At 42.2% G+C, this 21915-nt stretch carries 18 protein-coding genes, 2 tRNA genes, 1 other RNA gene and 2 pseudogenes; 19 read left to right on the top strand and 4 right to left on the bottom strand.

The window, feature by feature from the left end; genetic code table 11:
- Nucleotides 1-10: 10 nt before the first annotated feature.
- The 3 genes from rluD to MN200_RS12025 all read left to right on the top strand — a co-directional run bounded on the left by rluD (nucleotide 11) and on the right by MN200_RS12025 (nucleotide 2508).
- A complete protein-coding gene (rluD, locus tag MN200_RS12035) occupies nucleotides 11-1063 on the top strand; it encodes a 23S rRNA pseudouridine(1911/1915/1917) synthase RluD (protein WP_058870095.1) in 1053 nt (350 codons plus the stop codon).
- 30 nt (nucleotides 1064-1093) lie between these two features.
- Nucleotides 1094-1834, top strand: a complete 741-nt coding sequence (gene pgeF, locus MN200_RS12030; protein WP_242759452.1) for a peptidoglycan editing factor PgeF — start codon at nucleotides 1094-1096, stop codon at nucleotides 1832-1834.
- Between the two features lie 107 nt (nucleotides 1835-1941).
- On the top strand, nucleotides 1942-2508 hold the full coding sequence (locus tag MN200_RS12025; RefSeq protein ID WP_005400401.1) for a flavodoxin family protein: 567 nt from the start codon (nucleotides 1942-1944) through the stop codon (nucleotides 2506-2508).
- Between the two features lie 40 nt (nucleotides 2509-2548).
- Here MN200_RS12025 and smpB read toward each other — a convergent pair whose 3' ends face one another.
- A complete protein-coding gene (gene smpB / locus MN200_RS12020) occupies nucleotides 2549-3025 on the bottom strand; it encodes an SsrA-binding protein SmpB (protein ID WP_004695532.1) in 477 nt (158 codons plus the stop codon).
- Nucleotides 3026-3166: 141 nt separating this feature from the next.
- Between smpB and coaD the strand changes: the two genes are divergently transcribed.
- The 4 genes from coaD to MN200_RS12000 all read left to right on the top strand — a co-directional run bounded on the left by coaD (nucleotide 3167) and on the right by MN200_RS12000 (nucleotide 4477).
- Complete coding sequence (coaD, locus tag MN200_RS12015; protein WP_004695534.1) at nucleotides 3167-3658, top strand: pantetheine-phosphate adenylyltransferase; 492 nt, start codon at nucleotides 3167-3169, stop codon at nucleotides 3656-3658.
- 1 nt (nucleotide 3659) lies between these two features.
- Complete coding sequence (locus MN200_RS12010) at nucleotides 3660-3923, top strand: YfhL family 4Fe-4S dicluster ferredoxin (RefSeq protein ID WP_004695536.1); 264 nt, start codon at nucleotides 3660-3662, stop codon at nucleotides 3921-3923.
- Between the two features lie 26 nt (nucleotides 3924-3949).
- An RNA gene (gene rnpB, locus MN200_RS12005) (RNase P RNA component class A) lies at nucleotides 3950-4327 on the top strand.
- A 73-nt stretch (nucleotides 4328-4400) separates the two neighbouring features.
- Nucleotides 4401-4477: transfer RNA gene (locus tag MN200_RS12000), tRNA-Met, on the top strand.
- A 161-nt stretch (nucleotides 4478-4638) separates the two neighbouring features.
- On the opposite strand, the gene MN200_RS11995 is transcribed toward MN200_RS12000, so the two are convergent.
- The gene (locus MN200_RS11995) at nucleotides 4639-4983 is read right to left on the bottom strand and encodes a hypothetical protein (protein WP_242759450.1); all 345 of its coding nucleotides are present in this window, start codon (nucleotides 4981-4983) and stop codon (nucleotides 4639-4641) included.
- 250 nt (nucleotides 4984-5233) lie between these two features.
- Between MN200_RS11995 and MN200_RS11990 the strand changes: the two genes are divergently transcribed.
- Nucleotides 5234-5310: transfer RNA gene (locus tag MN200_RS11990), tRNA-Met, on the top strand.
- Nucleotides 5311-5427: 117 nt separating this feature from the next.
- Here the strand turns inward: MN200_RS11990 and MN200_RS11985 are convergent.
- Nucleotides 5428-7053, bottom strand: coding sequence for an NAD+ synthase (locus tag MN200_RS11985; protein ID WP_058870090.1), 1626 nt, complete (start codon nucleotides 7051-7053; stop codon nucleotides 5428-5430).
- 203 nt (nucleotides 7054-7256) lie between these two features.
- On the opposite strand from MN200_RS11985, the gene MN200_RS11980 reads away from it, so the two are divergent.
- From MN200_RS11980 to MN200_RS11955, 6 genes and pseudogenes are all read left to right on the top strand, one after another.
- Complete coding sequence (locus MN200_RS11980; RefSeq protein ID WP_058870089.1) at nucleotides 7257-7763, top strand: hypothetical protein; 507 nt, start codon at nucleotides 7257-7259, stop codon at nucleotides 7761-7763.
- Between the two features lie 184 nt (nucleotides 7764-7947).
- Nucleotides 7948-8904 carry a metal-dependent hydrolase gene (locus MN200_RS11975; RefSeq protein WP_058870088.1) on the top strand — a complete coding sequence of 319 codons (957 nt, stop codon included), beginning with the start codon at nucleotides 7948-7950 and terminating at the stop codon, nucleotides 8902-8904.
- A gap of 65 nt (nucleotides 8905-8969) precedes the next feature.
- Nucleotides 8970-9764: an SDR family NAD(P)-dependent oxidoreductase gene (locus MN200_RS11970; protein WP_058870087.1), complete on the top strand. Its 795-nt coding sequence runs from the start codon at nucleotides 8970-8972 to the stop codon at nucleotides 9762-9764.
- Between the two features lie 18 nt (nucleotides 9765-9782).
- Nucleotides 9783-11138: pseudogene (locus MN200_RS11965) on the top strand (NAD(P)/FAD-dependent oxidoreductase); the annotation flags it as partial.
- Nucleotides 11139-11192: 54 nt separating this feature from the next.
- Nucleotides 11193-12125 (top strand): IS5 family transposase, encoded by a 933-nt coding sequence (locus MN200_RS11960; protein ID WP_058870086.1) that lies wholly within the window; start codon nucleotides 11193-11195, stop codon nucleotides 12123-12125.
- Between the two features lie 65 nt (nucleotides 12126-12190).
- Nucleotides 12191-12424: pseudogene (locus MN200_RS11955) on the top strand (cyclohexanone monooxygenase); the annotation flags it as partial.
- A gap of 148 nt (nucleotides 12425-12572) precedes the next feature.
- On the opposite strand, the gene gltA reads toward MN200_RS11955, so the two are convergent.
- Nucleotides 12573-13847 carry a citrate synthase gene (gene gltA / locus MN200_RS11950; protein WP_004695551.1) on the bottom strand — a complete coding sequence of 425 codons (1275 nt, stop codon included), beginning with the start codon at nucleotides 13845-13847 and terminating at the stop codon, nucleotides 12573-12575.
- A gap of 1026 nt (nucleotides 13848-14873) precedes the next feature.
- Here gltA and sdhC point away from each other — a divergent pair.
- The 5 genes from sdhC to MN200_RS11925 all read left to right on the top strand — a co-directional run bounded on the left by sdhC (nucleotide 14874) and on the right by MN200_RS11925 (nucleotide 21901).
- Nucleotides 14874-15272, top strand: a complete 399-nt coding sequence (sdhC, locus tag MN200_RS11945; protein WP_005400408.1) for a succinate dehydrogenase, cytochrome b556 subunit — start codon at nucleotides 14874-14876, stop codon at nucleotides 15270-15272.
- Nucleotides 15272-15637: a succinate dehydrogenase, hydrophobic membrane anchor protein gene (gene sdhD, locus MN200_RS11940; protein WP_004695554.1), complete on the top strand. Its 366-nt coding sequence runs from the start codon at nucleotides 15272-15274 to the stop codon at nucleotides 15635-15637. The genes sdhC and sdhD overlap by 1 nt, the downstream gene beginning before the upstream one ends.
- Nucleotides 15638-15649: 12 nt before the next feature.
- Complete coding sequence (locus MN200_RS11935) at nucleotides 15650-17548, top strand: FAD-binding protein (protein ID WP_004695556.1); 1899 nt, start codon at nucleotides 15650-15652, stop codon at nucleotides 17546-17548.
- Between the two features lie 14 nt (nucleotides 17549-17562).
- The gene (locus MN200_RS11930) at nucleotides 17563-18273 is read left to right on the top strand and encodes a succinate dehydrogenase iron-sulfur subunit (protein WP_004982744.1); all 711 of its coding nucleotides are present in this window, start codon (nucleotides 17563-17565) and stop codon (nucleotides 18271-18273) included.
- A gap of 805 nt (nucleotides 18274-19078) precedes the next feature.
- Nucleotides 19079-21901, top strand: a complete 2823-nt coding sequence (locus tag MN200_RS11925) for a 2-oxoglutarate dehydrogenase E1 component (protein ID WP_058870103.1) — start codon at nucleotides 19079-19081, stop codon at nucleotides 21899-21901.
- Nucleotides 21902-21915: the final 14 nt, after the last annotated feature.

Below are 21915 nucleotides of genomic sequence, written 5' to 3'. Positions count from 1 at the left end.
GAATGATCAAATGGCTCAAGCACAATCTTCCGATCCAAATTTCCCTGAAACCGATTTCAATTTACTTGAAGATTCTGAGGATGCAGATAACCATACTTCAAGCTCTACTGCAACACGTTTATCGTTGCAATTTCAATTGGATGAAACTTATCTCGGACAACGTATAGACCAAGTTGCAGCAACGATTTGGAGCGACTTTTCGCGTGAAAAACTCAAACAGTGGCTAAAAGAAGGCCATTTGTTGGTAAATGGTAACAGTGTCAAACCCAAATATAAATGTGAAGGATTTGAACTGTTAACCCTTGAAGTTGAGTTAGAAGCCCAAACTCGTAGTCTGCCTGAAGACATTCTGCTGGATATTGTCTATGAAGATGATGACATTATTGTCGTGAATAAACCTGTTGGGATGGTGGTTCACCCAGGTGCGGGCAATTCATCGGGTACGTTGGTAAATGCATTATTGCATCACTATCCAAAATCGGCAGAACTGACCCGTGCGGGTTTGGTACATCGTATTGATAAAGATACTTCTGGCTTGTTGGTCGTTGCGAAAAATTTAGAAGCGCAATTTTCACTGAGTAAGCAATTGGCGAAAAAAACGGTTTACCGTGTTTATGACCTGATTGTGTATGGCAATGTGATTGCGGGCGGCACGGTGGATGAACCGATTAAACGTCACCCTGTAGACCGTGTCAAAATGGCGGTATTGCCGGGCGGTAAAGATGCTGTAACACACTACAACGTGAAAGAACGTTTCCAACATTTCACCCGTATCCAAGCGCGTCTTGAAACTGGACGTACGCATCAGATTCGTGTGCATTTTAGTTATATTGGTTTTGGTTTAGTTGGCGATCCTGTGTATATGCCGCGTGTGCGCGTGCCCGCAGGTGCATCGGAGCTTTTAGATGAGACTTTACGTGGTTTCAGACGCCAAGCCTTGCATGCAGCAGAGCTCGGTTTGAAACACCCACGTACAGGTGAAGAAATGTTGTTTAAAGCGCCGTGGCCAGCAGACTTGGCGACCTTGGTTGATGTACTTCGTACGGAAAACAAAGCCTATTAAGTTATAGATGAATCATCATAAGGACAGTATATGCAATTTGTTCAAGGACTTCCGGCAGGTGTTTTTGTGGGGCAAACCCGTGTACATCATGATCGTGCTTTAGAGACCACTCAAACTGAATTACAAGGCTTTAATTTGGCTTTGCATGTACAGGATGATGCTGCACGTGTGCAACAGCATCGCATGATCTTGCTCGAAGAGTTTGCAGGCTATGGTGTCGATAAAATCACGTGGATGACGCAAACCCATAGCACCATTTGCCGTGTAGTGAATGAGCAAATTGACTTTGATGCTCAAGAAGGGGATGGTTTGGTGACGCAGCGCCCGAAGCATGCCCTGATGATGATGACAGCCGATTGTTTGCCAGTGGTTTTAGGCAATGCAGATGGAACTGAAGTGGCCAATTTGCATGCAGGTTGGCGTGGGTTGGCGCATGGCATTATTGAAAATACCATTGCCAGTATGAACATTCAGCCGACATGGGCTTGGTTGGGTGCGGCTATTAGCCAACCTTGTTTTGAAATTGGGGCGGAAGTAAAAGAAGCCTTTTGTTCAAAGTATGCTGAGCTTGAGTCTGCATTTCAAACAGCTGCGCAAGCTGGAAAATATTATGCTGACTTATATGCGATCGCAAAATTCATTCTAAAACAGCACGGGGTTGAAGTGGTTTCTGGTGGTGATCAGTGTTCATTTAGCCAGTCGGATGAGTACTTCTCTTATCGACGTCATGCCAAAACTGGGCGTATGGCGACCTTTGTGTTTATGCAATAGTTTGGGTTTCTGATCAAGTGCTTGGCTGTTTTAATCCTTACACTTACTCCCCACTCAGCGAGTGGAAGTGTTAAACTTAACTCAATTCTTTGGTCTTAAAAGTTTTCATGTCTGTACCTGATCTTGTTTCTGCTGCACCTGTTCATGTGTGTGTGGTTTATCATAGCGCCTATGGTCATACGGCGAAAGTCGCTCAGTATATTGCACAAGGTGCAGAGCAGGCGGGTGCTGATGTGCATTTAATTTCTGTTGCTGCAGTGCAGTGGGACTTGTTAGATCAGGCCGATATTATTGTGATGGGTTGCCCAACGTATATGGGCAGTCTTACAGCAGCGCTTAAGCAGTTTATGGAAGATTCCTCTAAGCGTTGGTTAGCACGGGCTTGGCAAGGAAAACTGGCTGCAGGCTTTACCAATGGTGGGGGCTTAAGTGGCGATAAACTGGCGGTATTACAGCAGATTAATTTATTTGCTATGCAGCATGGTATGTTGTGGGCTGGTTTACCGTTTATGCCGACGGGACGTAGCCAACACGATATTAATCGGATGTCGAGCTTTTTAGGTTTGATGACTCAGTCAGACAACGCCAGTATTGAAATAACCCCACCCGAAGGTGACTTGGAAACTGCTCGAAAGTTTGGAAAATATTTGGTTGAGCTAAAAGCTGACTATTAACAGTTCTAATAATAAAAAACCTCCACATGGGAGGTTTTTATTATTTATGCATAATACGGGCTTTATCACGTTGCCAGTCACGGTCTTTTTCCGTGGCACGTTTGTCATGCAGCTGTTTGCCTTTCACTAAAGCGATTTCTAATTTAGCACGTGGTCCTTTCCAATAAGCAACAAGCGGAACACACGAATAACCTTTTTGATTCACTGCGCCGAGTAGCTTATCCAGTTCACGACGGTTCAACAGTAACTTACGGGTACGGGTCGCTTCAGGAACAATGTGCGTTGATGCACTGAGTAAAGGCTGAATCTGAGCACCAAACAGGAAAGCTTCACCATTTTTAAAGGTGATATAACTCTCAGACAGCGTCATACGACCTGCACGTAATGATTTCACTTCCCAGCCTTGCAGTGACAGGCCGGCTTCAAATTTTTCTTCAATAAAATAGTCGTGACGTGCACGTTTATTCTGTGCAATCGTCCCGCTGGTATTTTTTTTAACTACAGTTGCTTTCGCCATAATCAATTACTTCCAACAATGTACCTATTGTGCCTTAAAGCAGGGTTAAGGTGAAGTTTTTTCAAATTTATGGAGTTTCTTCACCTATAAAACAAGTTTTTGCTAAAATATGGCTCTACAAAATCAACAGAGTAAAAATGGATGTCTAAAACTCGCGTCATTTACCCGGGGACTTTTGATCCAATTACCAATGGTCATATTGATTTGGTCACACGTGCATCACGTATGTTTGATGAAGTGGTGGTAGCCATTGCCATTGGTCATCATAAAAACCCTCTCTTTAGTTTAGAAGAGCGTGTGAGCTTGGCCAAAGCATCATTAAGCCATCTTGATAATGTTGAGTTTGTAGGTTTTGATGGTTTGTTGGTAAATTTCTTCCGTGAACAGAAGGCAACGGCTGTACTGCGAGGATTGCGTGCAGTGTCTGACTTTGAATACGAGTTCCAGTTAGCCAATATGAACCGTCAACTTGATTCACACTTTGAGGCAGTATTTTTAACGCCGTCAGAGCAGTATTCATTTATTTCATCGACGTTGATTCGTGAAATAGCACGTTTAAAAGGTGATGTGACCAAGTTTGTACCGCAAGCTGTAGTCGCTGCTTTTGAACGTAAACATCAACAAGGTTGGTAATGTGTCTTTATATATAACCGATGAATGCATCAATTGTGATGTTTGTGAACCTGTGTGCCCCAATGAAGCCATTTTCATGGGGGAATTGATTTATGAAATCAATCCAGACTTATGCACAGAGTGTATCGGACATTATGATAAACCCCAGTGTCAATTGTTCTGTCCAGTGGACTGTATTCCGTTGGATCCTAATCATGCGGAAACTGAGGATGAGCTCATGGATAAATATAAAAAGCTGATTGCTCAAAAAAGCGCAAGCAATTAAGTCTAAGATTTGATAATATGCGCCTCGAAGTGAGCCAGACGATCGCTGCTGTGGAGATCTCCGTGATTGAAGCAGGGGAGGAAAGTCCGGGCTTCATAGGGCAAGGTGCCAGGTAACGCCTGGGCGGCGTGAGCCGACGGAAAGTGCAGCAGAGAGTAGACCGCCTTCATTGTGGTTTCGAGCAATCGAAATCGAAGGTAAGGGTGAAAGGGTGCGGTAAGAGCGCACCGCATGGCTGGTAACAGTTCATGGCATGGTAAACCCCACCGGAAGCAAGACCAAATAGGGATCCTTTAGGCATGGCCCATGCTGGATCCGGGTAGGTCGCTTGAGCGTATGAGTGATTGTACGCCTAGAGGAATGATCGTTCTCGACAGAACCCGGCTTATCGGCTCACTTCAACAAATTTTGATCAATTAAGCGCGCAAGGTACTTGACGTACTGGTGAGAAAACCACATAATGCGCGCACAGTTTACGGCTATGTAGCTCAGTTGGTTAGAGCACCGCACTCATAATGCGGGGGTCACAAGTTCAAGTCTCGTCATAGCCACCATTTTTATAGATCATGCTATCAGCATGATCTTTTTTTTTGTGGGAAAGAAAGGTCTGAAAGTGTTTTTATTTACTTGCCATTTCTGAAATGGCCTTGTGGTTCACTGCGCCGTTGTTTCGATATTTAAACCAAAGCTGTGACTGCGGACATTTATGATCTTTTTAAAATTTCCCCTCGCAGTTAAGGTTTTCAGGCGTTAAATTGATCTGCGTCTGTAAGTTTTGAATGTGTTGCCAATTGGCTTGATGTTCGGGTAATGCAAAGATTTGATGATCGACTAAATTGAGTTTTTTTAAAGATATGTGCTGACTTGCACAGTAGCGTCCTTCGGCTCTTTCTAAAGCTAAGTTTTGCTGTGCAGTTGGGCTTAAGCGATCTGCCGTCAGGATCTTTTGTTGTCCTTTGGCATAGTTGACCAATATCTCTCGATCTTTTAGGCTAAATAATAGGTTGGAGTTGATATAGGTCGCTACATCACGCCGTACACCGTTATAGTTGGTGATCATGGGGGAAATCAGCCTGACAATTGCTCAATGCTATAGTGCTCAGGATGATGAAAAGACTAAAGTCTTTTTCATTATCTTTCTCGTAAATATGTTTAAGTTAAATACAGCTTGCAGTATGAAAATAAGTTTAAAAAGAGTGGTTTGCTGAAAAATTGCTAGTTTAAATTGTATTTGTTTATGGAATAACCATTTGTGTGTAAAAAGGGTTGACGCTTGTCTTTGAACTTTGCATAATGCGCGCACAGTTTACGGCTATGTAGCTCAGTTGGTTAGAGCACCGCACTCATAATGCGGGGGTCACAAGTTCAAGTCTCGTCATAGCCACCATTTTAAAAGACCAAGCTCTCAGCTTGGTCTCTTTTTTTGTGCGTAAAAAATAGATTTGAATATGTTGATATAAAAAAGCCCAAACATCTGTTTGGGCTTTTTTATTGGAACAGCAGCTTATAGGCCAGCTTTCCAGCCATTCATGATTGGGTAGCGACGTTCACGGCTAAATGCACGTGAGCTGATACGCGGACCAATTGCACCTTGGCGACGTTTGTATTCATTGAAATCGACCAAACGAATTACTTTTGCAACCACTTCAGCATCAAAGCCTTTGGCAATGATGTCATCTTGGCTCATATCTTCTTCGATATAGGCATATAAAATGGCATCCAGTACATCATATGGCGGTAAAGAGTCTTGGTCCTTTTGATCTGGACGTAGCTCTGCTGAAGGTGGACGAGTGATCACACGCTCAGGAATCACGGGCTTGTCTGAAATGCTGTTACGGTATTTCGCAAGTTCAAACACAATGGTTTTATACACATCTTTCAGTACGGCAAAACCACCGACCATGTCACCATAGAGCGTGCAATAGCCCACAGCCAATTCTGATTTATTGCCTGTAGACAGGACTAAATTGCCAAATTTGTTGGATAAACCCATTAGCAGTGTACCGCGGGCACGCGCTTGTAAGTTTTCTTCAGTTGCATCCGCAGGGCTGTTGCCAAAAAACGGATAAAGCGTTTGCATAAAGCTGTTTACAATCGGGTTGATTTCAGCAATCCCAAAAGTCACCCCCATACTCTTCGCTTGTTCAGCTGCATCTTCTACACTGATTTGAGCGGTATAAGTATATGGCATCATTACGGCTTGGACTTTATCGGCGCCAATCGCATCGGCTGCAATTGCAAGAGTTAGAGCTGAGTCGATCCCGCCTGATAAACCCAAAATCACCCCTGGGAAACCTGAGCGCTGTACATAGTCACGGGTCGCCATTACTAAGCTTTGATAAATCTCTGCCATAGTGTCTAAAGCAGGCGGCAGAGGATTGGCCTTAAAGGCTTGTTGTTCTGCTTCGTATTCAGCGAAATACAGGGATTCTTTAAAGCTTTCAGCTTGAAGTACAACTGAACCATTTTTGGCAATCACGAAGCTTGTACCATCAAAGATCAGGTCGTCTTGACCGCCGACTTGGTTGGCATAAACCAAGTTGAGGTTCATTTGTTTTGCCAGTGCAGACATGGTTTCAACGCGGTGCTGTGGCTTACCGACTTCATATGGTGAAGCATTTAAGACTAAAGCTGTTTCTACATTGAGCTGTGCTAGTTGTTGTACCGTTGAAAGTGACCAAACATCTTCACAAATCAACACACCAAACTTATGACCCAAATATTCAAAAACAAGGTGTTGATGTCCTTCAGTGAAGTAACGCTTTTCATCAAACACGCTATAGTTTGGCAAGTTTTGTTTGTTATACACACCCAAAACCTGTCCATCTTTCATGACCGCAGCGGCGTTGTAGCGTTGACCATCTTCGGTTTGATTGACAAAACCAAAGACCATTACAATGTCTTTTACTGTTTTAAGTTGTTCAAAAACTTGTTGCGTGCGTTTGGTTAGGCTTGGACGTAGAAGTAAATCTTCTGCTGGGTAACCAATGCTCGAAAGTTCTGGAAAAATAATTAAATCAGCATTTTGTTTTTTTGCTTCATTGGCCTGTTCCAACATTTTTTGGGCATTTGCTTCAAGGTTGCCAATGTGCGGAGAGAACTGTGCAAGTGCAATTTTAAAACTTTTCATTTCCAACTAAATCCTATACCTATAGGGATATACACGACGATTGAGTTTGTTATAGCTATAAGTTCTACGTGGTGTAAGTGACGATAAACAAATAGAAGTATTAATCAATAATAAGTGCGAATACTATATACGAAATGCGATTTTTTTTAAGGGATATTCTAAAAAAAATCCGTAAATGTCCTTAAAAAGAACAAATTATTCTAATGTCTTTATGGAGTGTGATTGTGTGGTTTCAACCGCTTTTACAAAAAATACAGCAAAAGTTTGAACTTAAAAACAGGCCCTTGACTGAAGGGGAGAAAAAGTTTGCCAGCAGTATTTTTGGGAACAGTCTGAGCATGGATTCGGTTCGAATTATCGCGCATCGGGCAGTGCTGCCTCATTATGCGATTAGCCCCAATGGACATGTCTATTTTAATATCAAAGACTGGTGCGAAAACTTTGCCGACCAGCCGATTCATCAACAAGCTTGGTTGATTCATGAGCTAACGCATGTTTGGCAAATTCAGCAGGGACTCGCTGTAGTGCGTAAGGCACTTTTTAACCGTCAATATCGTTATGCGTTAAAACAAGGAAAGCAGTTTTTAAGCTATGGCATTGAACAGCAGGCGCAAATGGTGCAAGACTATTTTCTCAAAAAACACTATGGCGAAGAGTGCTCAGCCTATGAGCAGTGTATTCCCTTTGTGGCACACAAAGCCTCGTTCTGACCCCGATAGATAAATCTGTGGAGTGATTGTTAGACAACAGATTTTAAAGTCATAAATTGCAAATCATTTGAAGAAAAATGCCAGTGGCATAGGGGAATCGGACTCTTATTTTGAATGCAAAGCACAGGTAAAAAATCGTGAGATTGAGCCTAAAAAATGAGCTAAAAATAAGAAGGAATGTCCTATGCGTATCGCTCTTCCATTGAAAGGCAAAGCCAGCCAAATTTTTGCAGGACCCGTATTCGATGCTGAAAAACAGTCTGCGATTATTCCAATTCGGCATATGAAATTTGACTTTGAAGCTGAGAAAATTGATCCCAAATTTTACTTAAATGCGGAGCTAGCCAGTGCTTACTTTGCATCTCTCTCGATCTTTCTGACCTATGGTGAAGACTTGGTGATTGATACCGCCCGTTATCACCGCGATTTCCTCACAGACCCTGTATTAAAACAACGTGTGACGTCTTTAATTGGACAGGAGGCACTGCATTCAAAGCTACATGAAGAATTGAACGATACCTTTAAACAGGTTGATTTACCCGTTGGCATTTTTCGTTATTTAGCCGAAATCGTTTTTGATTACGGTTTTAACCGCTTACCGCAGCCGATGAAATTGTCTTTGATGGCAGGCATTGAACATTTTACCGCTGTGCTGTCTGAATACATGATGAACCATGAAGAGATTTTCTTCGATTCTCAAGATGAAAAGCAACGGGCGATTTGGATGTGGCACATGCTAGAGGAGTCTGAGCATAAAGACATTGCATATGATGTGTTTCAATCACTTTCCAATAACTATGCCTTACGTATTGCAGGCTTTTTTCCAGCCCTTATCACCATTTTGCTGCTGATTTCAGTGGCGTCAGTTTTTGTCCCATTTTATCGCAAACCGTCTAATTTGGTGAGCCTGAGTTACTGGAAGGATGTACCGCGCAGTTTCAGTCTCTTGTTTGGATTAAAAAGAGGTGTTTATGGCAGTAGTTGGAAGCATATTTTTGACTATTTGCGTCCAAGCTTTCACCCGAATGATTATGACACCTCTGCATTTTTAGATTATTACAAAGAGCGTTTACTACATCCTGAAACAGGAGTGTTAACCCCCTATTTCACCAAAGAATTTACTCCAGTACTTAAACCATAAAAAGGAGGTTATGACATGGGACTGTTGAGTAAAAAAATAAACCAAGTCAAAATGCCTACGCAGTTGTGACTGGTGCAGGTAGTGGAATTGGCCGTAGCTTTGCACTGGAACTGGCAAAGCGCGGTGGTGATGTCGTCTGTGCAGATATTGACTTAAGCTCAGCACAGGAGACGGTAGATTTGATTCAGTCGATGACATCTTCGTCAGCCTATGCGGTGCATTGTGATGTTGGATTAAAAGAATCTGTACACACTTTGGCGGAGCAAGCGGAACAGCTTTTGGGATATCCTGTTACTTTGCTCATCAATAATGCCGGAGTTGGGCTAGGTGGTAAGTTTGATGAGGTGTCGCTGGAGGATTGGCAGTGGTGTATGCATGTCAACCTGTGGGAGGTAATTCATGGTTGCTACTACTTTGTACCCAAATTTAAACAGCAAGGTTTTGGTGCCATTATCAATGTAGCATCGGCAGCGGGCTATACCGCAGCCCCTGAAATGACAGCGTACAACGTGACCAAGTCTAGTGTTTTGGCTCTATCAGAAACCTTAGCTTCAGAGCTTCAGGCTTATAACATTGCAGTCAATGTGCTGTGTCCGACCTTGGTGCCGACCAATATTATGAAGAATGGACGGTTGCCGAGTCGCTATTCTGGACTGGCTGACAAACTGATGATGAACCATGCGTTTACCACCAGTGATGCTGTAGTCAAAAAAACATTAAATCGCTTAGATGCAGGCAAGCTTTATACTATTCCACAACCCGATGCCAAATTGTTTTGGTGGATGAAACGCGCATCGCCAAGCTTATACGTCAAGCTTTTAGGTTTGGGTTATCCACTGTTTAATCAAATCACAAAATAAGAATAGAGAAAAATGAATATGGAAACGCAATTAGAGATCGAGCAAGTAGATGTGCAAGCGCCGTCTGATCAAATGCGAGATCAAACTACCACGTCAAAAAGTACAGAAGCTCAACCTAAGCAGACCCGTAAAAAGGCTGTGCTTCGTCCTAAAGCTGTACAAACTTACGATACCATTGTTGTAGGGGCTGGGATTTCTGGCATTGCTGCGGCTTATAAAATGAAACAAGTCGGCTATCAGGACTATCTGGTTTTAGAAAAGGCAGAGAGAGTTGGTGGTACGTGGCGTGATAATAATTACCCCGGCTGTGGCTGTGATGTACCTTCGGCATTGTATTCATTTTCCTTTGCACCTAGTCATCAATGGAGCCATTTATTTGCGAAACAACCTGAAATTTTAAGTTACTTAGAACGGGTAGTTGAGCAGTTTGAATTGCAAGACAAAATCTGTTTTCAGCATGAGTTGCTCAGTGCCAAGTTGAATGAAGAGGCGAATATTTGGCAACTTGAAACTTCTCAAGGGACATATCAAGCACGAACCGTGATCTTTAGCACAGGGCCGATTACAGAACCATCTTTACCTAAGATTAAAGGGATAGAGGGGTTTAAAGGAGAAATGTTCCATTCAGCCCGTTGGAAGCATGATTATGACTTAACGGGAAAGCGGGTTGCCGTGATTGGAACTGGCGCATCGGCCATTCAGTTTATTCCACAAATTCAGCCATTGGCGAAAGAGCTGATCGTATTTCAGAGAACTGCGCCGTGGGTCTTACCCAAAGCGGATATGCAATTGAATGCAAGCATGAAATCGCTGGTGGCCAAATTCCCGATGATTCAGCAAGGTTGGAGGAATAGTGTTTCCAGTATTTTAAACGGGATCAACTTTGGGCTACGTCATCCGTCACTGCTTGAGCCAGTCAATTTTTTAAGCCGTCAATTATTGAAATTGCAAATACAGGATGACGCCTTACGTAAAGCTGTAACACCTAACTTTTCGATTGGCTGTAAGCGGCTTTTATTTGCCAATAATTATTATCCAGCACTGCAACAAGACAATGTAACGCTGTTGCCACAAGGTTTGGTTGAGATTGATGGGCAGACTGTCATTGCTGCAAATGGTGAGCGATTTGAGGTCGATGTCATTATCTGGGGAACCGGTTTTGAAGTGGCACACCCACCGATTGGACAACGGGTATGGAATGCCCAAGGTGAGCGATTGGCTGACCTTTGGAAGGATAGTTCGCCAGAAGCGTACTTGGGTACAAGTTTGGAAAATGTGCCGAATGCATTTTTGGTATTGGGCCCAAATATCTTGGTCTATGACTCTTTTATTGGCATTGCTGAAGCTCAGATTCAGTACATTGTAGATGGTCTAGGCTTTGTTGCACAAACGTATCTCTAAAGACTTATTCCACAATATAATTTTCAAATGAATAAGCTCACACCAAAAATCTATCGTACAACCAATTGGTCGACCTACAATAAAGCCTTGATCAATCGAGGAAATATATCAATTTGGTTTGATTCAGCGACCCAATGGTATGCTCCGTCCATCGGTAAAAAAGGGCGAAATCAAATCTATTCTGATGCAGCAATCCAATGCTGCTTAATGATTAAATCCTTATTTCGTCTGTCTTTACGCATGGTCACCGGCTTTGTTCAAAGCCTGATTAAACTATGTGGTCTAGATTGGACAGCACCAGATTACACCACACTTTGTAGAAGACAAAAGCATATTGATATTTTGATTAGCTATCAGAAAAGTAGTGATGGGCTACATCTATTAGTGGACTCTACTGGCTTGAAGTTTTTAGGCGAAGGTGAGTGGAAACGTAAGAAACATCAACCTGAATATCGTCGCCAATGGCGTAAACTACATATCGGCATAGATGCTAAAACTCTGCAAATACGGGCTGTTCAGCTCACAACAAATAATGTGAGTGACGCTCAGGTTCTTGGAAACTTGCTTGATCAGATCCCTAAAGATGAGCAGATTGACTTTGTTTATACGGATGGCGCTTATGACACCAAGCAATGCCGTCAGATCATTGCAGATCGGCAAGTGCATGCGGTGATTCCACCAAGAAAAAATGCAAAGCCTTGGAAAGGTAACAAAGTTCATTCGCGAGAGCGAAATGAATTACTTCGAACAGTTAAACGTTTCGGCAGGACATTATGGAAAAAATGGTCAGGCTATCATCGCCGAAGTTTGGTCGAAACTAAGATGCATTGCATCAAATTATTAGGCGATAAACTCAGCGCAAGGAGTTTTGATAGTCAGGTCAATGAAGTTCATGCACGTATAGCCGTGTTAAATAAATTTACAGAATTAGGCAGACCTCATACCCAAGTTGTCACTTAAATTTGAGCAACTTAGGAAAGCTCTATCTTTAAAATCTTTATGCAACAAAGCCGATGGTCTACTAAAAAATGAAGCAGCAAGGCTTTAAACGTATGATGGTAAAACGTGATGTTCTGCGTTATCACAATGCTAAGGTGCAAACCCATTTGAAAACCACAGTATTTAACCGAGGTGGTTGCTCAAGCTATTATTTGGATCGAAATGGGCGTAACTTCGCAGCTTGGCCGTGGTCCTTGGCCGAGTTAAAGCAACGTTTATCTGCGCTTGAGCTAAAACACTACGATGTTGTTGAAGCTTAAAGTAGCCACATTAAGTATTAAAAAAAGCCTGAGTCTGTTCAGGCCTTTTAATACTTTAAGGGTGTGATTCATGAATGGTAGGTTTAGAGTTCAACATATAAAAAAACCACCCATGCGGGTGGTTTTTTGTCTATCAACGCAGACCGAATTAACGGTTGATGTCGCGTTGAACTTCGCCAGTGTAAAGCTGACGAGGGCGACCGATCTTGTACGGACCGCTGTGCATTTCTAACCAGTGGCTGATCCAACCAACAGTACGTGCAAGCGCGAAGATCACTGTAAACATTTCTGTCGGGATACCAATCGCTTTAAGGATGATACCTGAGTAGAAGTCTACGTTCGGGTATAGGTTACGTTTGATGAAGTATTCATCAGAAAGCGCGATACGTTCAAGTTCCATAGCAAGAGCAAGCTGTGGATCGTTGATGCCAAGCGCACCAAGAACTTCGTCGCAAGTTTCTTTCATTACTTTCGCACGTGGATCGAAGTTTTTGTACACACGGTGACCGAAGCCCATGAGTTTAACTTCTTTAGTTTTCACTTTTTCCATGAAGTCAGCAACGTTCTCTACAGTGCCGATTTCATCAAGCATCTTAAGAACAGCTTCGTTCGCGCCGCCGTGAGCAGGGCCCCAAAGTGCAGAGATACCCGCAGCGATACATGCATATGGGTTCGCGCCAGTAGAACCAGCTAAACGTACTGTAGACGTAGAAGCATTTTGTTCGTGGTCAGCGTGAAGCGTGAAGATGCGGTCCATTGCTTTAGCAAGGATAGGATCTACTTTGTAATCACGGTCTGCTGGAGTAGCAAACATCATGTACAAGAAGTTTTCAGCGTAGCTTAAGTCGTTACGTGGGTAAACGAATGGTTGACCTACAGTGTACTTGTAGCTCCACGCAGCCAAAGTAGGTACTTTAGCAATTAAGCGGATCGCTGTAATTTCACGGTGATCAACATTTTCGATGTCTAAGTTGTTGTGATAGAACGCAGAAAGCGCACCAACTACACCAACCATGATCGCCATAGGGTGAGCATCGCGACGGAAACCATTGAAGAAGCGGCTAACTTGATCGTGAACCATAGTGTGGTTACGAACTTTAGCATCAAATACTTCTTTTTGTTCAGCTGTTGGAAGCTCGCCATTGAGAAGTAAGTAGCAAGTTTCTAAGTAGTCAGCTTTAGTTGCTAACTGGTCGATTGGGTAGCCACGGTGTAAAAGCACACCTTTGTTACCGTCGATGAAAGTGATTTTAGACTCGCATGCAGCAGTAGCCATAAAACCAGGATCAAAAGTGAAGTGACCTGCGGCCAATACATCCTTAACGTCGATTACATCTGGGCCCAATGTGCCGCTGTAAATTGGTAATTCAATTTCTTTGCCATCAAGCTGTAAAACGGCTTTTTTGCCAGTTGCTTCAGACATTCAATAGATCTCCTGTCCTGGTGAATGATTTATCTGACTCGAAATACTCATCTTTTAATGCACGAATCAGACGGATTAAAAATTTGCTCTAAGAGTAGAGAGTGCTGAAATTTTGTCAATTATACTTATGGATAAAATGATGACTTCCGAAGTTATAGTTAAGATTTAATCCATTAAAATTTGCATAAAATCACAGCACCGACACACTATAATAAGTTAATTCAACGAGCAAGTGCATAAATAAAAAATGTTGCTGGCGCAATTGTAAGCAGTTTTATATTGAAAAAAGCGCTTGAAAAGAAACAGAATTCAAGTCGTCATATATTTACATTTATTATGATTCTCGTAACTTACGCATCATTTTAAAAAGAAAATGCTGCTTTCGTAGTCATTGTTAAAAACAATAAGTGACTCAAAAAAAATGATTTAGTTGTATAAAAAATAGCTTATTTGGTATTTCGAAAACGGTATATCAGTCACTTTTTTTATTTATACGGATGTGAAAAATTGTTTTAATTAAAATTTATTACGAGATATTTCAATCTTGTAGGGGATTAATCTGTTGCACCAACATCATGCATATTTATGCCACTATATTAAAATAAAATAATGAACATTTTATATATAAATAAAAAATGATTAAAATAAAGCAGTGAAATTCCCCAGTTTTTAAAACAAGACTTTTTTGTGCATCATTAGTCTAAAGTCGAATTTTCCCGTTTTTGTATAAATTTTAGCGCTTGAATTTGGTGTTTATTTTATAAAAACCAACCATATAGCTAAGATTTGAAGCTAAAGTATTGTAGCGCAAGGTATTTATCTATGTGTTAATGATTCTTATTTAAAGAATTTTTATGCAAAAAGGCCAAGGGCATTGTTTGTATTTTGATAGTTCACGTCTTATAATTCAGTGTCGTTTTAAGTTCAAACGCTATTTAATTTAGAGTTTTAAAGTAGCTGCTGAACAATGCCAGCTTTCCTTCGAATTAATTCCAACAAACTCCGGATGGAGTTTTTACTTACAGGATGCCCGCTGTGAAAAGCAACAGACCTGTCAATTTGTCCATGGGTCAAGTTTTAGAAGTAAACTTAAAATCCCCTGTGGCTATTGCATCAATCTTACACCGTCTATCAGGTGTCATCGTATTTTTACTCGTACCGGTACTTCTATGGATCTTAGACAAGTCATTGTCTTCGCCTGAAGGATTTGCTCAAGTTCAGGCTATTTTTAATAGCTTCATTGTGCGTTTTGTCGTATGGGTATTTGTAGCCGGCTTAATTTTCCACTTTATTGCGGGTGTTAAGCACTTACTTGCAGATATCGGTATTGCTGAAGAACTGCAAAGTGGTCGTATCGCAGCTACTATTTCATTGATCTTGTCTGCAATCGGTATCGTTGCGGCATTTGTATGGATTGTTATCTAATGAAAAGTGCTACTGGTTTAACGGGTTCAGGTTCTCGCGATTGGTTTATCCAACGTGTAAGTGCTGTCGTATTAGCGGTTTATACAGTTGTTGTTTTAGGTTGGATCCTATGCAATGGCGGTTTTAGCTATGAACAGTGGTACGGCTTTATGATGACAGCTCCAATGAAGATTTTATCTTTATTGGCCGTCTTATCTCTTGTTGCACATGCTTGGATTGGTATGTGGCAGGTATTCACGGATTATGTGACTACTCGTCAAATGGGTCCTTCAGCTTCAGGTTTACGCCTTGTACTGACTTCAGCAGTAATTATTGCTGTATTTGCATATGCGATCTGGGCAATCCAGATTTTTTGGGCGAATTGATAGGAAGAGATCATGGGCGCTATAACCCCTAAAGAAGATTACACAAATATTCCACACGAAACTTTCGATGCTGTCATCGTTGGTGGTGGTGGTTCAGGTATGCGCGCGTCTTACCAACTTGCTCAAGCTGGTTTGAAAGTTGCTGTTTTAACTAAAGTATTCCCAACTCGTTCGCACACAGTTGCAGCGCAGGGTGGTATTGGTGCATCTCTTGGTAACATGCAAGAAGATAATTGGCACTACCACTTCTACGACACTGTTAAAGGTTCTGACTGGTTAGGCGACCAAGACGCGATCGAATTTATGACGCGTGAAGCGCCACAAGTGGTTTATGAGTTAGAACACTTGGGTATGCCATTTGACCGTAACGCAGACGGTACGATTTACCAACGTCCATTTGGTGGTCACTCTGCAAACTACGGTGAAAAAGCGGTTCCACGTGCATGTGCTGCTGCTGACCGTACAGGTCACGCACTTCTTCACACGCTTTATCAAAGCAACGTGAAAATGGGTACACAATTCTTTGTTGAATGGATCGCACTTGACCTGATTCGTAACGAAGCAGGTGATGTTCTTGGTGTAACAGCAATTGACCAAGAAACAGGTAAAATTGCAGTATTCCAAGCCAAAGCGACATTGTTTGCTACAGGCGGTGCGGGTCGTGTTTACCGTGCATCAACCAATGCTTACATCAACACTGGTGACGGTCTTGGTATGGCGGCTCGTGCAGGTATTCCATTGCAAGATATGGAATTCTGGCAGTTCCACCCAACGGGTGTTGCTGGTGCAGGCGTATTGTTAACTGAAGGTTGTCGTGGTGAAGGTGCAATCCTTCGTAACGATGCAGGCGAGCCGTTCATGGAACGCTATGCACCTACTTTAAAAGACTTGGCGCCACGTGACTTCGTATCACGTTCTATGGACCAAGAAATTAAAGAAGGTCGTGGTTGTGGTCCGAAGAAAGACTACATCTTGCTTGATATGACGCACTTGGGTGCTGAAACGATCATGAAACGTCTTCCATCTGTATTTGAGATTGGTAAGAAATTTGCGAACGTTGACATCACCAAAGAGCCAATTCCAGTTGTACCAACAATTCACTACCAAATGGGTGGTATTCCAACGAATATCCACGGTCAAGTGGTTGTGCCTGAAGGTTCTGAAACTGAAGCATTTGCAGCACATTATGACAAAGATAGCGATATCTATTCGACTAATGCGGGCGATCGTAACTTTACGAAACCTGTTAAAGGCTTCTATGCAATTGGTGAATGTTCTTGCGTGTCTGTACATGGTGCAAACCGTTTAGGTACCAACTCGTTACTAGACTTGGTTGTATTTGGTAAAGCTGCGGGTGAGCACATCATTGACTACGTGACTAAACATCACGGTGATGAATACCAACCGCTTCCTACGACTGTACTTGAGCAAACTGTTGCACGTATCCGTAAGTTAGATGACTCATCTACAGGTGAAAATGCCCAAGAAGTTGCAGATGCAATTCGTGACATCGTTCAAGATCATGCTGGTGTATTCCGTACAACTGCACTTCTTGAAGAAGGTGTGAAGCAGATTCTTGCGATTGAACCACGTGTACGTAACATTCACTTGAAAGACAAATCTAAAGTATTTAACACTGCGCGTGTAGAGGCTTTAGAAGTTGAAAATTTGTATGAAGTGGCTAAAGCAACATTGATCTCAGCAGCAGCTCGTAAAGAGTGCCGTGGTGCGCATACGGTTGTAGACTTTGAAGAGTCGCCAGATCACCCAGCTTACCCATATGGTCGTCGTGATGATGAGTGGATGAAGCACACATTATGGTTCTCTAGCGATAACCGTCTTGAGTACAAGCCAGTACGTTATAAGCCATTGTCTGTTGCTGCAATTCCACCTAAACCACGTACATTCTAATTGGGAGAAGTAAGATGAGTAGAGGTACTCGTACATTTAATATCTACCGCTACGATCCTGATAAGGATGCAGCGCCGTACATGCAAACTTTCAAGTTAGAGTTGACTGATAAGCACCGTATGTTGCTTGATGCGCTTCTTGCATTGAAAGTACAGGATGAGTCATTAACATTCCGCCGTTCATGCCGTGAAGGTATTTGTGGTTCGGATGGTGTAAACATCAATGGTAAAAATGGTTTAGCGTGTCTTTGGAACCTAAACGACTTACCAGAAGTGATCACAGTTCGTCCTTTACCTGGTTTGCCGGTGGTTAAAGATTTAGTTGTGGATATGAATCAGTTCTACGATCAGTACAACAAAATTCACCCATTCTTGATCAACAACCAACCTGCGCCGCCAAAAGAGCGTTTACAGTCTCCTGAAGAGCGTGAACACTTAGATGGTTTATACGAATGTATTCTTTGTGCATGTTGTTCAACTTCATGCCCGTCATTCTGGTGGAACCCAGACAAGTTCTTGGGTCCTTCAGCATTGTTGAATGCATACCGTTTCATCATTGACTCTCGTGATACAGCAACTCAAGAGCGTTTGGCTCGTCTAGACGACCCATTCTCGCTATTCCGTTGTAAGGGTATTATGAACTGTGTATCAGTGTGTCCTAAAGGTTTGAACCCAACTAAAGCAATCGGTCACATCCGTAACATGCTTTTAGATGCTGCGGGTTAATCTGTAGGCTGATTTATCAGTTAGAAAAAGCACACCTATAGGGTGTGCTTTTTTATTTTATAGCAAGATTTTTGCTGTAAAAAATAAAGTTGAGTGAAAGCGTGAGGTTGGCACTATTTTTGTTTGTGATAGGTGGCTTTTGTATAAATTGCACCAGATTGGTGAAAAGCGCGGCGATTTAAAACAAATGTTATAAATAAGTGCAAGTATGAGTCTGCAAAAAAAGTTATGAAGATGTTAATATGGATGTTGTTGATGGGGAGGGCATATTGAAAGATGATGCTCTCTTTTCGTATGTGTTTTTTGGAGTAGACTTTGGTCTACGTTGAAACTCGGTTTTATTTAAAGCACCATATATTAGATGAAATTTTGATATGTGTATTTCGCCAATTTATGAAAGGTATGTGTCAAAAAAATCAATTGAAATATGGGGAGTATGTTAAAATTTTTGCACATTTATATTTAAAAAATGCGCGCTAAATATGTACATTAATTCAACATTTAAGCTGCATTAGAGCGAGTATAAATGAGGAGTTAGTCGCTTTAGAAAAAATAATGCAATGCCTTATTTTTTCTAAGTCGATTTGCAAAAAAATTGCTCGGTTTTGGCCGGGTATGAATGAGTGATGATGCCGCTGAGGGCGTTATGATTCATTGTCACATTGGGTAATTCTAATGTAGTGATAACGCCTCATGGCATCCGCCTTATGGGGACTAATGTCATGTTACCAATTTGACATTACTAATCATGGGTTCGCTTAAAAAGCATCCTGAAATGTTTTTGCAATAGGAAATGGGTCCACAAATGCAAGAAGTTGCTGACGCATTGCGTCTTGACACTGAACTTTCCGCTGATAGTGCAGCGTATATTGAAGAACTTTATGAGCAGTACTTGGCTGCACCAGACTCAGTAGAAGCTGACTGGCGTGCATACTTCGATAAATACCCGAAAGGTGATCAACCACACAGCAATGTACGTGAGCAATTCTTATTACTAGGTCGTAATTCAAGTCGTGTTCAAGCAGTGGTACAAAGTTCTGTTAGTACAGAACATGAACGTCGTCAAATTGGCGTACTACAACTAATCGCAGCGTACCGTAACCGCGGTCACCAAAAAGCGAAGCTTGATCCTTTAGGTTTGGCAAAACGTGAAATCGTGCCAGATCTTGACCTTGCTGCACATGGCTTAACCCAATCTGATTTAGACACTGTATTCAACACAGGTAATCTTTTGATTGGTAAAGACGAAGCAACTCTAGGTGAAATGGTTCAAGCCATGGAAGCAACGTACTGTGCTTCAATTGGTGCAGAATACATGCACATTGTTGATACCAAAGAAAAACGTTGGATTCAACAACGCCTTGAAGGTGCACGTGGTCAATTCAACTTCACTGCAGAACAGAAAAAACACGTATTAGAGCGTTTAACTGCGGCTGAAGGCCTAGAAAAATTCCTAGGTAATAAATACGTTGGTGCAAAACGTTTCGGCGTGGAAGGTGGTGAATCTTTCATTCCAATGGTTGATGCTTTGATTCAACGTGCAGGTTCTGTAGGTTGTAAAGAAGTGGTCATTGGTATGCCACACCGTGGTCGTTTAAACCTTCTTGTAAACATCATGGGTAAAAACCCAGCAGACCTATTTGGTGAGTTTGAAGGTAAGAGCTTACATAAAAAAGGTTCTGGTGACGTTAAGTACCACCAAGGTTTCTCTTCAAACGTAATGACTCCAGGTGGTGAAGTTCACTTGGCATTGGCGTTTAACCCATCACACTTAGAAATCGTTGGCCCTGTGGTTGAAGGCTCAGTACGTGCACGTCAAGTTCGTCGTAAAGACATTGGTGGTGATGACGTATTGCCAGTAATTGTTCATGGTGATGCTGCATTTGCAGGTCAAGGTGTTAACCAAGAAACCTTCCAAATGTCACAAACACGTGGCTATACAGTGGGTGGTACGGTTCACATTGTGGTGAATAACCAAGTAGGTTTCACAACGTCTGATCCACGTGATGCGCGTTCTACAGAATACTGTACGGACATCGCGAAAATGATCCAAGCACCGATTTTCCATGTGAACGGTGATGATCCTGAATCAGTATTGTTTGTTGCGCAATTGGCACATGACTTCCGTCATACTTTCCGTAAAGACGTTGTCATTGACATGTTCTGTTACCGCCGCCGTGGTCACAACGAAGCGGACGAGCCAGCTGCAACTCAGCCAATGATGTATCAAGTCATCAACAAGAAAACGACAACGCGTGCGCTGTATGCAGACCAATTGGTTCAAGAAAGCGTCTTAGACCGTGCTAAAGCAGATCAAATGGTTGAAGACTACCGTGCTGATTTAGAAGCAGGTAAGCACGTTGCCAATGCATTGGTACTTGAACCAAATACAAAAATGTTTGTAGATTGGGCACCGTACTTAGGACATGACTATACAGACGTATGGGATACAACATGTTCTGAAGATCGCTTAAAAGAACTTGGTCGCAAAATGCGTGAGCTTCCTGAGGGCTTCGTAATGCAGCGTCAGGTTGCAAAAGTGATTGATGATCGCCTGAAAATGCAAACTGGTGAAATGCCATTGAACTGGGGTGCTGCTGAAACTTTAGCTTATGCATCACTTTTGGATGAAGGTTTCCTTGTTCGTTTAACAGGTGAAGACGTTGGTCGTGGTACATTCTCACACCGTCATGCGAAGTTGCATAACCAAGTAGATGGTTCAACGTACATCCCACTTTGCCACATTAAAGAAAATCAACCACGTACAGCAATTTATGACTCATTATTGTCAGAAATGGCGGTGTTAGGTTTTGAGTATGGTTATGCAACCACGCTTCCTAAGAGCTTGGTGATTTGGGAAGCGCAATTTGGTGACTTCGCAAACTGTGCACAGGTTGTAATCGATCAGTTCATCGCATCAGGTGAAACCAAGTGGGAGCGTGTATGTGGTTTAACGCTACTTCTTCCTCATGGTTTTGAGGGTCAAGGGCCAGAGCACTCATCTGCACGTTTAGAGCGTTTCTTACAGCTATGTGCTGAAGACAACATGCAAGTGATGACACCAACTACACCTGCACAGATTTTCCATGCTTTACGTCGTCAAGCGATTCGCCCAATTCGTAAGCCAATGATCATCATGTCACCGAAGTCTTTACTTCGTCACAAGCTTGCAACGTCTACTTTAAGTGAACTTGCAAATGGTACATTCCAAACTGTGATTGATGAAATCGACAACATCAACAAAGCAGACGTAACACGTTTAGTACTTTGTGGTGGTAAGGTTTACTACGACTTGCTTGAGAAACGTCGTGAGCAAGAGTTGAATAACACTGCAATCGTTCGTATTGAACAATTGTATCCATACCCTGAACAACGTATTGCTGAAGTTCTTGCTCAATATCCAAATGTGAAAGACATCGTTTGGACGCAAGAAGAGCCGAAGAACCAAGGTGCTTGGTTATTTATTGCTCCTCGTCTATATGATGATGTAATGAAGTCGGCTAAACCAGTACGTATCAGTTATGCAGGTCGTGAAGCTTCTGCTGCACCGGCTTGTGGTTCACCATATTTGCATGCAAAACAACAAGCTCAGCTCGTAAATGACGCTTTAGCGATCGTAGCTGAATAACAGGAGATTCTTAG

The sequence above is a fragment of the Acinetobacter sp. LUNF3 genome (genome assembly GCF_022699605.1).
Taxonomy (GTDB): Bacteria; Pseudomonadota; Gammaproteobacteria; order Pseudomonadales; family Moraxellaceae; genus Acinetobacter; species Acinetobacter johnsonii.
The sequence above is the reverse complement of the archived record's forward strand: the minus strand, read 5'-3'. Positions and strand labels throughout refer to the sequence as shown.